The sequence below is a fragment of the Candidatus Pantoea gossypiicola genome (assembly GCF_008632075.1).
Lineage (GTDB): Bacteria > Pseudomonadota > Gammaproteobacteria > Enterobacterales > Enterobacteriaceae > Pantoea > Pantoea gossypiicola.
In genome coordinates, this window is the sequence record NZ_VWVM01000003.1 from 81,115 (window position 1) to 94,740 (window position 13,626).

The following is a 13,626-nucleotide window of genomic DNA, read 5'->3' on the forward strand; positions in this document are numbered from 1 at the left end:
CTCCTTAGTCCGTCAACCAGCTGGCATGACGTTGTAATACCGGCAGGCGCGTACGCCGGTGATCAAGGTCGGGCAGTGCCGCCAGTAATCCCTGCGTATAGGGATGCTGCGCGCGATCGAGTTCACGGGCGGCCAGCGACTCCACCACGCGTCCGGCATACATCACCAGCACCCGATCGCAGAAGCTGCGCACCAGACTGATGTCGTGGCTGATAAAAATCAGCCCCAGCCCGCGCGCCTTCACCAGATCGTCCAGCAGCGCCAGCACCTGCAGGCGCACCGAGACATCCAGCGCAGAGGTCGGCTCATCGGCAATCACCAGTTCCGGCTCGGTGATCAGCATCATGGCGATCATCACCCGCTGCCCCTGACCGCCGGAAATCTCATGAGGATAGAGCTGATATACCCGCTCAGGATCGCGGATCTGCACCTCTTCCAGCATCGCCAGCGCCCGCTGACGGGCCGCCGCTTTCTGGCCGCGATGATGACTGCGCCAGGCTTCGGCAATCTGCTCGCCCACCCGAATCACCGGGTTCAGGGAATATTTCGGGTCCTGCATAATCATGGAGATGCGTTTGCCGCGAATGGCGCGCATCTGCGCCGGGCTGGCGTGCAGCAGGTCGATATCACCAAACTGCATCCGGCTCGCCTCGATGCGCGCCCTGGCCGGATGCAGCTGCAGCAGGGCGCGGCCCACGGTCGATTTACCGGAGCCGGACTCGCCGACAATCGCCAGCTTCTCCTGACCGAGCTGAAAGGAGACGCCGCGCACCGCCGGGGTGATCTGGCGTCCGTTAACAAAGTTCACGTGCAAATCGCGCACGTCGAGCAACGGCGAGGCGTTACTCACTGCGGGGATCGAGCAGGTCACGTAGGCCATCTCCTAAGAAGTTAAATGCCAGGCTGTTAATCAGGATCGCCAGACCGGGCACGGTAACCACCCACCAGCACTCCAGCATGTAGGTACGGCCGCTGGCGATCATCGCGCCCCATTCCGGATCTGGCGGCTGCGCGCCCAGTCCGAGAAAGCCCAGCCCGGCGGCGGTAAGGATAATGCCCGCCATATTCATGGTGATGCGGATAATCACCGACGGCAGGCAGAGCGGAATAATATGTTTCCACAGTACCCGCAGCGGCGACGCACCCTGTAAGCGCACCGCCGAAATAAAGTCCGCCTGACGCAGCGACAGCGTTTCGGCGCGCGCCAGACGGGCAATCGGTGGCCAGGCGGTAAGGGTAATGGCGATCACCACATGCTCCAGACCCGGACCCAGCGCCGCCACAAATGCCAGCGCCAGCACCAGGCTGGGAAAGGAGATGAAGATATCGGTGACGCGCATCAGCACGCTATCGACTTTGCCGCCAAAGTAACCCGCGGTAACGCCCAGCAGCAGGCCCAGCGGTCCGACGGTCACTGAGACCAGCAGCACGATGTAGAGCGTGATGCGCGCACCCCACACCAGACGGCTGAATATATCCCGGCCAAACTCATCAGTGCCGAACCAGTGGGCCGCACCGGGCGGCGTCAGGGCGTTGTTCAGATCCTGAATCAGCGGATGATACGGTGCGATCCAGGGGGCAAACAGCGCCACGATACAGAGCAGCAGCACAATGCCACCGCCGATGGCGGTCAGGGGATTACAGGCCATGCGCCAGAGGAAAGACCCGCAGCGGGCAGCAAATCGCCGACAGCGCGCCAGCCGCTCGCGGGAAGGACTGACAGACGCAGCATCAAACGAGATAGTCATACTTTGGTCCTCGGATCGAAGACCTGGTAGAGCAGGTCGGAGATCAGGTTAAGCAGCACAAAAATCAGACCCACCACCAGCACGCAGCCCATTACCGCATTCATATCGCCCAGCATCAGGCTGCACGTGAGATAAGAGCCGAAACCGGGCCAGGAGAAGACCGTTTCAATCAGCACGGCACCCTCCAGCAGCGAACCATAGGCCAGCGCCACCACGGTCAGCAGCTGAACCAGGATATTGCGAAACGCGTGCTGCCAGATCACCTGCCATTCGGTCAGGCCTTTGACCCGCGCGGTCAGAATGAACTCCTGCGACAACTGCGCGAGCATAAAACTGCGCGTCATCCGGCTGATGTAAGCCATGGAGTGAAAGCCGAGCAGTGAGGCGGGCAGCACCAGATGATTCAGCGCATTCCGGAACACCTGACCGTTATCCGCCAGCAGGGCGTCAATCAGCATAAAACCAGTGCGGCGCGGCACGATGCCATCCAGGCTGAAGTCCACTCGTCCTGCACCGCCGACCCAGCCGAGATGGGCATAGAACAGCAGCAATCCCATCATGCCAACCCAGAAGATCGGCGTGGAATAACCGGCCAGGCTGAGCATCCGTACCAGATAGTCGATGACGCTGTTACGCCGCGCCGCCGCCAGCACGCCCAGCGGGACGCCCAGCCCTGCGCCAATCACAATTGCCAGCGTGGCCAGCTCAACCGTGGCGGGAAAGACGCGCAGGATGTCATGCATGACCGGCTGGCCGGTGAGCAGCGCGTGGCCCAGGTCGCCATGCAGCAGCGCATTGAGATAGATGCCAAACTGCACCCACAGCGGTTTATCAAAGCCAAGCTGGTGGTAGACCTGCTGATAAGTGGCCTGGTCGGCATCGGGACCGACTATCGCCAGCACCGGATCCAGCGGCATCACCCGGCCAATAAAAAAGGTCAGCAGCAGCAGGCCGAACAGCGTGATTAACACCTGCACCGCGCGATGGCTGATGCGGCGGCACTGATTTCGTGTCAGGGTCAGTATCATGGTGTGCCTCCCGCCAGGGCTTCAGGCGTTTTCCAGACGTCGCGCAGGAAGGTCGTTGCAGAAGGATGCGGCTGATACGCCTGCACACGGTTACTGACCACCACGGAGTCGAGCATTTGTGAAATCGGCATCAGCGCAGGCACCAGCTGGTCATAGCGTTGCTGGATGGCGTAATAGGCCTGCTGCTGGCGGTTTTTGTCACGTTCCACCAGCGCCTGATCGATCATGCGGTTGAGCTGGGCGTCGTAGAAACCGGTTCGCCAGCCCTGGAAGTTAGTCAGCCGGGCGTTGTCGGCATTGTTCGGGTTGTAGACCAGCGCGCGCAGGCTGGAGTGGGGGTGTGGCTCGACGCCGCTGCCGCCGCGTCCGACCAGCAGGCTGAACTGGCGATCGCGCATCGCGCCATAAATCTGGTTGCCGGTGCCGGTAATGATTTTTGCCCGGATGCCGCCCTGCAGCAGCGTTGACTGAATGGCGATGGCAATATTCAGGAACGGCTGATCGGCCAGCACCCGCAGCGTGGTGTCGAAGCCGTCCGGATAGCCGGCTTCAGCCAGCAGCGCACGGGCGCGCGGTACATCAAGCCGGTAACCCGGGTCAGGCAGCGTGGCAGGCATGCCCGCCTGAATCGGGCGCTGATGCAGTTCGCCGTAGCCGGTCATCAGGCTCTTGTTGATGCCCTGATAATCGACCAGGTAGCGGACCGCCTCACGCACCTTAATATTGTCAAAGTGCGGATCTTTCATGCTCATCGCCAGGTAGTAAATTGTCCCTTTTCTGACGGCATCAAGGGTGAGGTCGGGATCGTGACGCAGGGCGCGCACGTCGGGGATCGCCATGTTGCTGGCGATATCGAGATCGCCTTTCTGCATCATCAGCCGCAGGGTCTGCGACTCCTGCAGGTGGCGGAATACCACCCGCGACATCTTCGCCTCACCGCGCCAGTAGTCTGTCGCGCGACTCATGCGCAACACGTCTTTTGCCTGCCAGACATCCAGTCGGAACGGGCCGGAACCCGCTTCATGCGTGGTGAGCCAGCGGTTGCCCCAGTCGCCATCGACTTCATGCTGCTGCACCGTTTTACGGTCCAGCACCACCATGCTGCCCAGCGCCGCCAGCGAGTAGATCACCAGCTGCGGATCGTTGGGTTTAGGCAGGGTGATCACCAGCGTGCGGTCGTCGGGTGCGGTGACCATCTGGTCCACATTGTCGCGGCTGAAACCGTAGGACTTCCACACCGACGCCTGCGCCAGATTCAGATGCAGCACCCGGCGCATCGACCAGACTGCATCGGCGCTGGTGAGCGGATTGCCGGAGTGAAACCTGACGTTGTCGCGCAGGTGAAAGGTCAGGGTGCGGTTATCCGGACTGACTGACCAGCGTTCCGCCAGCGCCGGGCGCACCTCGGTGAGCTGCTGCGGATTCAGCTCCACCAGGCCGTCATAGAGATTCACCACAATGCCGACCACCTCGTTGCCGGTCATCGCGGCCGGATCCAGGGTGAGCAGGTTGTTCATGTTCATGCCGACGATCAGCTGGTCATCCGGGGTCTTTGCCTGGATTGACGCGCTGCCCGTGAGCACCAGCAGCGTGATCAGCCACGCGCCACATCGTTGTGTCAGGGTCATAGGTAAAGTCCAGCAGGTCAGAGGTTTTTCCCGTTTACCGCGTCATCAGGGCTGCGCGGCAACGGGGTTATTATTGTTTGCCGTACTTCATTACCAGCGGTTCAGCGTGTGGGTCTCAATCCAGCTGAAGTTGATATCCTCTCCCAGCCCGCTGCGGGTGGGCAGGGTGACAAAGCCCCGATCGTCCATCGGATCAATCAGGCTGTTGAGATACGCAGGCGGCGTCTCATAATCCAGGAAGGGATGCAGCAGGCCACGCTCATACCAGCGGCAGTTACGGATTGCCCCGACGACCGCCAGGCTGGCTGCGCCGTTGCCGTGAACTTCGCAATCCATGCCGAAGGCTTCCGCCAGACTGGCCACTTTCATCGTGGCGGAGATGCCGCCTACGCCATTGGCCCCGGCACGCAGAATGTCGCAGGCACCAGCACGGACCCAGTCGGCGCGGCTGTGATGTTTGCCGCCCAGGCTCTCCGGGCCGAGCACGTCGATAGAGAGGTTATCCGCCAGCCAGGTGTAAGAGGCCATGCTCTCTTCCTCCATCGGCTCTTCAAACCAGGTGAAGTTAAGCTTCTCCAGCGCCTTGCCGATGGTCAGCGCGTCGCTGCGACTGTACCAGTGGTAGCCGTCCAGCATCAGTGCGATATCCGGGCCAACCGCTTCACGCACCGCGGCGCAGGCTTTGATGTCCATGGTCGGACTGGGTGCAAAGGCGACCGGCGGCATCCAGGTGTGCAGCTTGATTGCCCGATAGCCGCGTGCCACCAGCTTTTCCGCGAACTGTGCGTACTCATCCGGTGTCGATAACCCACCGCTGAGTTCGTCGCCACACATGGTGCTGCCGTAAGCCGGGATCTTCTCGCGATAGCCGCCCAGCAGCTTGTGCACCGGCTGTTTCAGCCTGCGCCCAATCAGATCCCACAGCGCCTGCTCAACAGCGGAGAGCGCACGCTCGGTGAGCTGATGGGCGCTGCCGCGCTGCCAGTGCACCAGATCCTGCCACAGCCGCTCGCGGTCAAAGGCGTTCTGACCGATCAGCACCTTGCGGAAGAAGGCGTTAACGACATGAGATCGCACCACTTCCGGCGGCGCAAAGGCGTAGCCGCAATCGCCATCCTCGCTGGTCAGGGTCAACAGTGCCATCTGCGCATCATTTTCCGGGCCGGGATGGGAGTGGCCGGCGCTGTCGGCAACGCGCCGGGTAGGATAGGTAAAGAGGGTGACATCTATGGCGCTGATCTTCACGGTTATACTCCTGTGGATGACTTTCCCAATGGATTATTAAAACGCTGTTTCATTTTTAATCTAGCGTTCACAATTCATTAACGCATTGGCCAAATCGATACGATTAATGGCTAATATGTGTGCAGCCGCCCAGGGTGTTGTGAGCATATTCACGAAAGCTGTCTGTTTTGTGAGCAGCAACACGCTGCGCTTGTTCGCTGATTAACAGCCCTGTTATTGGCCAATTAACCCATTAACCTCGCCGCAAAAAACATTTAACCGGATGACTTCCCCTGAACGTCGTTTTAGGTGATAGTAACGCCGCTTTACATTAATAATTCTCATTATCATTTGTGCGGGTTTTCATAATGAAAAAATGGTTTTTAGCGCTGGGGCTGCTCACGCTGGCAGGGACAGCTTCGGCCAAAATGATTACCGATGTCGCAGGCCGTCAGGTCGAGGTGCCGCAGGAGGCAAAGCGCATCATTCTGGGTGAGGGCCGTCAGATCTATCTGCTGGCCGCATTTGACACCGACGCCCCGTTCAGGCGGGTGATTGGCTGGCGTGATGATCTCCACAAGGCGGACTGGGACGGTTATCAGGCTTATGAAAAGCGCTATCCGGAAATTAAAACATTACCGACCTTCGGCGGCGCGAAAGATGGCACCTTCAATGTCGAGCAGGCGCTGACCCTGAAGCCCGATCTGGTGCTGATGAATCTGGAATCGAAAGCGGCGACCGATGAAGGCAAGCTGATTGAAAAACTGCAGGCGGTCGGCGTGCCGGTGGTGTTTATCGATTTCCGTGAAGCGCCGATGATGAACGCGGAGAAAAGTATCCGCATCATGGGCGAACTGGTGAACAAACCGGCGCGTGCGCAGGAGATTATTACCTTCCGCCAGCAGCAGATTGACCTTGTGACGTCGCGCCTGAAGAACTTTACCGGCTACCGTCCGAAAGTGATGATCGACCGCGCAGGTGGCTACAGTGACGAATGCTGCATGTCGTTTGGTAATGAGAACTTTGGTCAGATGGTGGAGATCGCAGGGGGTCGCAACATCGCAAAAGATCTGATCCCTGGCACCTTCGGCACCGTTAACCCGGAGCAGATTATCGCCAGCCAGCCGGATGTGGTGGTGGTAACCGGCGCGAACTGGAAGAACTACAACACCGTGGGCAAATGGGTCGGCGTCGGTCCTGGCGCGAATGTCACCGACGCGACGGCGCGTCTTAAGGCACTGATGATGCGCGATGCCTTTAAAACCCTGCCGGTAGCACACAATGGCAACGTCCACGCCATCTGGCATCAGTTCTACGACAGCCCGTATCAATTTGTCGCTATCCAGGCGCTGGCGAAATGGCTGCATCCGGATCTGTTTGCCGATGTCGATCCGGATGCCACCTTCCGCACGTTCCACGAGAAGTTCCTGCCGCTGCCTTACCAGCCAGGCTACTGGGTCACCTTACCCGCTGATAAGCCCTGACTGACCGGCGATGACAGGGACGTCATCCGCCTGATTTGCAATTCCCTCCGAATAAACCCTCTGTTTCTCTTCAGATTTACTAATCTTTTACAGGCGCGGGGTCGGATGCTCTGAGCAGCGCGACATCTGACCTGGTCCGCATTCACGTTAAAAATGGAGAGAAACATGCGCAATACCCTGGGAAGATCGGCATTTGCCGTGACGCTGTATGCTCTGCTGGAGCCAGTACCGCTTGGATTCTTTGTGGCGGCCTGGCTGTTTGACATTCTCTACATGCAGACCTTTGTGCAGTTCTGGACGGATGCCGCAGGCTGGCTGATTGCGCTGGGACTGATACTGGCCATCGTGCCACGTCTCATTGCACTGGTTTATCTGTTTCGCGGCAGTGACAGCGCGGAAAAGGGCCATTTCTGGCTCTGGCTGGTGGCCATCATTATCGCTATCGTCAATGCGTTTATTCACAGCCGTGATGCTGCCGCGGTGATCCCGCTGGGCGTAACGCTCTCGACGCTGGTGGTAGCGCTGCTGCTGCTGGCGAATGTGCAACTTGCGTTACGTCAGCGTAGCGCTTAAGGAGGAGCCACCATGAACATACCGCATAAAACGCTGCTCGCGCTGACCCTGACCGCATTGCTGGCAGGCTGCGATGATGGTGCGCTGGTCGATCCGCAAAAGCAGATCGGACCCAATCCCGAACTGCCGCAGGCGCAGAACTTCTTTATGCCGCCGATGCAGGTACCGGAAGGCACGCCCTGGAAAGCCGGTGAAATGCCAAAAGTGGCTGACGGGTTAAAGATTGAAAAGATTGCTGAGAATCTGCAGCATCCGCGTCAGGTCTACGTGCTGCCAAACAATGATGTGCTGGTCGCAGAATCCAACGGCCCCTCAAAACCGACGACCCGACCTAAGCAGCTGATTATGGGCATCGTGCAGAAAGCGTCAGGTAAGGGTGGCGCAGGCGGCAACCGCATTACGCTGCTGCGCAACGTCAATGGCAAATGGGAGCAGCATCGTTTTATCGAGAATCTGCACTCACCGTTTGGCATGCAGTTGATTGGGAATACGCTCTATGTGGCGAATGCTGACAGCCTGGTGAAGTTCCCCTATCGCGAAGGGGACACGGAGATTCGCACTGCTCCTGAAGAGGTAACGGAGCTGCCGGGCGGACCGATTAACCACCACTGGACCAAAGCCCTTTTAGCCAGCCCTGACGGCAGTAAGCTTTATGTGGGCGTCGGCTCCAACAGTAACGTCACCGAAAACGGCATTGGCGCAGAGTATCGCCGGGCAGCGGTGCTGGAGGTGGATGCGGCCAGTGGTGCCAGCCGTATTTACGCCAGCGGTCTGCGCAATCCGACTGGCCTGCAGTGGGAACCGCAGAGCGGCAAGCTGTGGGCGATCGTCAATGAGCGTGATGAAATCGGCTCCGATCTGGTGCCGGACTACATGACCTCGGTGCAGGATAAAGGCTTCTACGGCTGGCCCTACAGCTACTTTGGTCAGCATGTGGATACCCGTGCCGAACCGCAGCGTCCCGACCTGGTTGAGAAGGCGATCAAGCCGGATTATGCCCTGAGTTCGCATGTCGCGCCACTGGGCCTGCTGTTCTACGGTGGTGATAATATGCCGCAGTACCGTGGTGGTGCGTTTATCAGCGAGCATGGCAGCTGGAACCGAACGCCGCTGAATGGCTATAAAGTCGTATGGGTGAAGTTCGAAAACGGTAAGCCGGTGGGTCAGCCGCAGACGGTGGTTTCAGGTTTCCTGACGGACGATGAAAAGCAGGTACGTGGTTTGCCGGTGGGTCTCGCCAGCGATAAACAGGGCGGCGTGCTGATTGCTGACGACGCAGGGAACACCATCTGGCGTATCAGCGCCGCGAAGTAAGTTCTGCGCGGCCTGGGTTATCGCCGTAAAACAGGCATAAAAAAAGGATTTGGCATCGCGCCAAATCCTTTATTTTTTTGTTCGCTTCCCGGCTGGTAACCGCGTTGCGAACGAGGTGCTCAGCACTCTCCACAAGCAAGATTGTAAAATGTGCGGCTAAGGATTTCAAGTTTCGCCAAAATACTGTATGTTTATACATGTGTTGAGTGTTGAGCATCGCCTCATTGTCGACTGGCCGCTCCCAGGGGCACGGTTTTAAAATCCCGGCAGGCATCAGGTGGTGCTGGCCTGTGGCTTTAACCATGAGTGCCGCTCAGCCCTCTCCACAAAGATGTGCTTAGGCGCCCGGCGGGTAGAGTCAAAGCCCTGGTTGCCGAACAGCGCGCTCCTGAAAAAGGAGAAGGAAAGTGATGGAACTGACTAAGCTGATTCTGGATCTTATCCGGGTCATCTTGCAGATCATCGTTGCCCTTATGCAACTGACCGGTCACGCAGGTTAACCGGAACTTGAAACAAGGCGGAGCTAACCACTCCGCCTTTTTTCTGTGTCAATTCTCTGTCATTAAAGGCGGGTAAGGTGGTTCGGCAAAAGCACGCCGCCGGGGTGCTGCTTATCCTGACCGGGAGTAATATGTCCATTGCCGCCGTTATGCCCGCCCGATTAACGCACACCTGGATTGATGAGAGTGTACGGATGCGGGAAACCACCGTGGGTCAGCAGTGTGAGATCCTGGCGCACAGCACGCTGGAGTACAGCGTGCTGGGTGACTTCTCCTATGTCGGCGAGCACTGCTGCCTGGCTGATACCAAGGTGGGGCGTTTCTGCGCCATTGCCAATCAGGTGCGTATCGGTGCGCCGAATCATCCTATGGATCGGGCTTCGCAGCATCGCTTTACCTACTGCCCGGAGTATTATCATCCCGACGCACGGCGCGATCAGGGCTTCTTTGCAGCCCGCCGTGCCGATAGGATAGTCATCGGAAATGATGTCTGGATCGGGCACGGCGTGATTGTGCTGCCTGGCGTCACTATTGGCGATGGTGCGGTGCTGGCCGCGGGCGCAGTCGTAACCAAACACGTTGCGCCTTACACCGTGGTGGGCGGTGTTCCGGCCCGGCCGTTGCGGGTCCGATTTACGCCCGCGATTGCCGCCCGCCTGCAGCGCATTGCCTGGTGGAACTGGCCACTGGAAAAACTGCTCGCAAATCTGCCCGACTTTCAGCACGGCGACATCGACGCGTTCTGTCAGCGGCACGGGGAGTAATCATCTCAACGTCAGCCGGTTCGCACACCGATTCAGCACGGCGAGTAGCAGATGTATGAATTTCATGATTGACGTGCGCCATACCAACAGAGAAAGGCAGAGGCGCTGACGGCTGCCCCACCATCCTCTCTTAATCTGGCAGGCCTGACACTCCACGCGATCCCGATCATCATCGTCAGCCTGTCGGTATCATCACATTTTCCAATGACAGGTTACCTTGTAACTTGCCCATGCCCATGACATTCTCGCTGATTGTATAGACATGTATCTTCAATCCTGGGTCGGGCACTTCACTTTTTCAGTTAACGCGTCTCTCACTGTTTCAGCGAGGAATCTATGTCGGTCAAAACATCTGTAGCAGACTATTCAGGCGCAGAGAAACAGCGCCTGTCAGAAACCCGTTCCATTGATTACATCCCATTGCGCGAACGGCACGGTCATCCCTTCAGCCAGTTCACGCTCTGGTTCGGTGGCAATCTGCAAATCACGGCCATTGTCACGGGCGCGCTGGCCGTGGTGCTGGGTGGCGACGTTGTATGGTCGCTCATCGGGTTACTGGTGGGGCAGATTCTGGGTGCAGCGATCATGTCTTTACATGCTATTCAGGGCCCGCGCCTGGGCTTACCACAGATGATCACCAGTCGTATGCAGTTTGGCGTATTTGGTGCCGTCATTCCGCTGGTGCTGGTCTGCATGATGTATGTAGGGTTCTCAGCCAGCGGGACAGTGTTAGCGGGGCAGGCGCTGGCTAAACTTATCCATGTCAGCAATTCAGCCGGAATGATCCTGTTCAGCATCCTCATCGTGATTATTGCGGTTCTGGGCTATCGCGTCATCCATCAGCTGGGGAAAGTGGCGAGCGTTATCGGCGTTTTAGCCTTTGCTTATCTGTTCATAACGCTGTTTTCTGCGCATGATTTATCCGCCGTCTGGCAGAATCAGCACTTTACCGTAGCGAATTTCCTGCTGGCGGTCTCCCTTTCTTCGTCATGGCAGATTGCTTTCTGTCCCTATGTCTCGGACTATTCGCGCTATCTGCCGGCGGATGTCTCTGCAAAGAAACTGTTCAGCGCGGTCTTTTTCGGCACTGTGCTTGGCACGCAGGCTTCAATGACGCTGGGGGTGATCGTCGCGGCGATTGCCGGTAGTGCGTTTGCAGGTAATGAGGTGGGTTACATCGTGAGCATGGGCAGCACGGCGACCATGGCGATGGTGATTTATTTCGCAATTTGCTTTGGGAAAATCACCTTTACCACGCTGAATGCCTACGGCAGTTTTATGTCACTGACGACCATTGTGTCTGGCTTCCGGCAGCAAACCACGCTGAGCCGGGGCGCACGCATTCTGTTTGTGGTGCTGATGGTGGCGCTGGCCTGCGTCATTGCTCTGCTCAGTGAACCGGCGTTTTTGAAATCCTTCACTCACTTCCTGCTCTTCCTGCTGGCTTTTTTTGTGCCCTGGAGCGCGATCAGCCTGACCGATTTCTATCTGATCACCAAAGGCAGGGTTGATGTCCCGGCGCTGTCGCAGCCCGATGGACGCTATGGACGCTGGAATCTGGCCGGTATCACCGTCTATTTCCTGGGCGTGCTGGTACAACTGCCGTTTATTGATAATCCGCTGCACCATGGCTCGCTGACCTGGATTTTTGCCGGCAATGATGTCTCGTGGATCATCGGCTGGTTTGCGACGGCGCTGTTATGGCTATTCACCAGCCGCTGGGATCGCCGTGGCAGACCTGAACAGTCAATCTATACCGCGATATGAAAAGGTAAAAGCCGCCCTGGAGGGCGGCTTTTTTTCAGGGGCTGGATGTGTGACAGGCAGGGTGTCAGGCTGAGGCGCAATCCGTCAAATCAGAAAATCTCGCCGCCTGAGATTATGCCGCCGAAACATCCGCCGCGCCGGTCTGCGCTTCGGCCACCAGCGGTTTCTCCGGCTGTAACAACGTCATCGCCAGCATGCTGCCAAAGGCGATGACTGCAGTGACGGTAAACATCGCGTTGTAACCGTAATATTCCGCCAGCCAGCCACAGAGCATCGGAGAGATAATTGCCGCCAGGTTGGCTATGGCCAGTGTCATGCCGCTATAGGTGCCAACCGACGCTTTCGGGGTGACATCGATGACTACCGACCAGTAGACATTATTCACCAGCGCATTCAGCGCATTGCCCAGGGTCATCAGCGCGATAATCCCGGCGGCCGACTGCACGTAGGGGATCGCCATAAAACAGCATGCGGTGCCGCACAGCGTGACCGCCGCAAACAGATTGCGCGCCAGCCGCAGATTACCGAAGCGGGCCAGCAGGGCATCGGCAATACGACCGCCCAGCAGCACGGTGATGCAGGCACCACTCCAGGGGATCATCGCCACGTACCATAGTGAGTGCAGGTCGTAATGGAAATTATCCTGCAGATACTTCGGCATCCAGGTCACCAGGGTAAAGGTGATGTAGAGGAAGGAGAAGTAGCCCAGCGCGTTGCAGACCAGCGTGCGGCTGGTAAAGAAGCGCCACCAGGGCAGGGAGACGCTGTCGCCTGTGCTGCGGCGCTGACCGTTCTGGATCAGTGTGCGTTCAGCCGCGCTGGTGTGAGGGCTCTTATCCGGGCTGTCACTGAAGGTGCGGGCAAACAGCGCCATCGCCAGCAGGGAGAACACACCCAGCAGGATAAACATCATACGCCAGTCATGAGTCAGCAGCAGCAGGCCAACCGCAATCGGCGCAGTCAGCAGTGCGCCAACCTGAGTAGAGAGCAGGCCAATACCCAGTGCAAAGCCGCGCTCGTTATCGGGTGCCCAGTGGGCAATCGCTTTGTTCATCAGCGCATAGGCCGGGCCTTCAGAAAAACCAAACAGGATGCGCAGAGCCGCAAAGCCCATAATGGCAGAGCCGCCAAACAGTGCCATGCCCAGTTCACCCGCCCAGGCGGTGGCGATCTCCAGCAGCGACCAGAGCACGCCGGCCAGCAGCCAGACTTTCTTCGTGCCGATACGGTCGGCAAGGAAGCCACCACACAGCGAACCAAACAGATAACCGAAGCCAAAGTAACCCAGCACGGCACCGAGCTGGACTTTGCTGAAGTGGTACTCTGCCGCAATGGCGTTGGCCGCAAATGACAGCGCGCCGCGATCGATGTAGTTGATCAGGGCGATCAGGAACAGCAGTGAAAATATTGTGTAACGGTAACGGCTGGATCTCATCTCACGTCTCCTGATTAGGTATCTCAGGAGAGCCAAAGCAAGATTAATGCCGGAGAAGAGCTCTCTCCGACAAAAACACCGCTGACAGAGGCTGCGGGCTGCTGAGCCTGCGTTTAACGGGTTAACTGATCCCGCTAATTATTCGCCTGCGCATCAATGCG

11 protein-coding genes are annotated in these 13,626 nt (G+C 58.2%); 5 read left to right on the forward strand and 6 right to left on the reverse strand.

Annotation, left to right across the window (positions count from 1 at the left end; translation table 11 throughout):
- Positions 1–4: 4 nt before the first annotated feature.
- The 5 genes from F3I20_RS04950 to F3I20_RS04970 all read right to left on the reverse strand — a co-directional run bounded on the left by F3I20_RS04950 (position 5) and on the right by F3I20_RS04970 (position 5,649).
- Complete coding sequence (locus F3I20_RS04950; RefSeq protein ID WP_150010326.1) at positions 5–871, reverse strand: ABC transporter ATP-binding protein; 867 nt, start codon at positions 869–871, stop codon at positions 5–7.
- Positions 843–1,748, reverse strand: a complete 906-nt coding sequence (locus F3I20_RS04955) for an ABC transporter permease (protein WP_150010053.1) — start codon at positions 1,746–1,748, stop codon at positions 843–845. Before F3I20_RS04955 ends, F3I20_RS04950 begins: the two co-directional genes overlap by 29 nt.
- Entirely contained in the window at positions 1,745–2,776 is a 1,032-nt protein-coding gene (locus F3I20_RS04960) for an ABC transporter permease (protein ID WP_150037145.1), read from the reverse strand. Before F3I20_RS04960 ends, F3I20_RS04955 begins: the two co-directional genes overlap by 4 nt.
- Positions 2,773–4,404, reverse strand: coding sequence for an ABC transporter substrate-binding protein (locus F3I20_RS04965; RefSeq protein ID WP_150010057.1), 1,632 nt, complete (start codon positions 4,402–4,404; stop codon positions 2,773–2,775). Before F3I20_RS04965 ends, F3I20_RS04960 begins: the two co-directional genes overlap by 4 nt.
- A 90-nt stretch (positions 4,405–4,494) precedes the next feature.
- Positions 4,495–5,649: a mandelate racemase family protein gene (locus F3I20_RS04970; RefSeq protein ID WP_150010059.1), complete on the reverse strand. Its 1,155-nt coding sequence runs from the start codon at positions 5,647–5,649 to the stop codon at positions 4,495–4,497.
- 347 nt (positions 5,650–5,996) lie between these two features.
- Here F3I20_RS04970 and F3I20_RS04975 point away from each other — a divergent pair, with 347 nt between their 5' ends.
- From F3I20_RS04975 to F3I20_RS05000, 5 genes are all read left to right on the forward strand, one after another.
- The gene (locus F3I20_RS04975) at positions 5,997–7,112 is read left to right on the forward strand and encodes an ABC transporter substrate-binding protein (RefSeq protein ID WP_150010061.1); all 1,116 of its coding nucleotides are present in this window, start codon (positions 5,997–5,999) and stop codon (positions 7,110–7,112) included.
- Positions 7,113–7,277: 165 nt separating this feature from the next.
- Positions 7,278–7,685 (forward strand): DUF2231 domain-containing protein, encoded by a 408-nt coding sequence (locus tag F3I20_RS04980; RefSeq protein WP_013357848.1) that lies wholly within the window; start codon positions 7,278–7,280, stop codon positions 7,683–7,685.
- 12 nt (positions 7,686–7,697) lie between these two features.
- Positions 7,698–8,999, forward strand: coding sequence for a PQQ-dependent sugar dehydrogenase (locus tag F3I20_RS04985; protein ID WP_150010063.1), 1,302 nt, complete (start codon positions 7,698–7,700; stop codon positions 8,997–8,999).
- Between the two features lie 631 nt (positions 9,000–9,630).
- Positions 9,631–10,263: a DapH/DapD/GlmU-related protein gene (locus tag F3I20_RS04995; protein ID WP_150010328.1), complete on the forward strand. Its 633-nt coding sequence runs from the start codon at positions 9,631–9,633 to the stop codon at positions 10,261–10,263.
- Between the two features lie 336 nt (positions 10,264–10,599).
- Positions 10,600–12,030, forward strand: coding sequence for a purine-cytosine permease family protein (locus F3I20_RS05000; RefSeq protein ID WP_150010065.1), 1,431 nt, complete (start codon positions 10,600–10,602; stop codon positions 12,028–12,030).
- Between the two features lie 112 nt (positions 12,031–12,142).
- Here the strand turns inward: F3I20_RS05000 and F3I20_RS05005 are convergent, their stop codons facing one another.
- Positions 12,143–13,465, reverse strand: coding sequence for an MFS transporter (locus tag F3I20_RS05005; RefSeq protein WP_150010067.1), 1,323 nt, complete (start codon positions 13,463–13,465; stop codon positions 12,143–12,145).
- Positions 13,466–13,626: the final 161 nt, after the last annotated feature.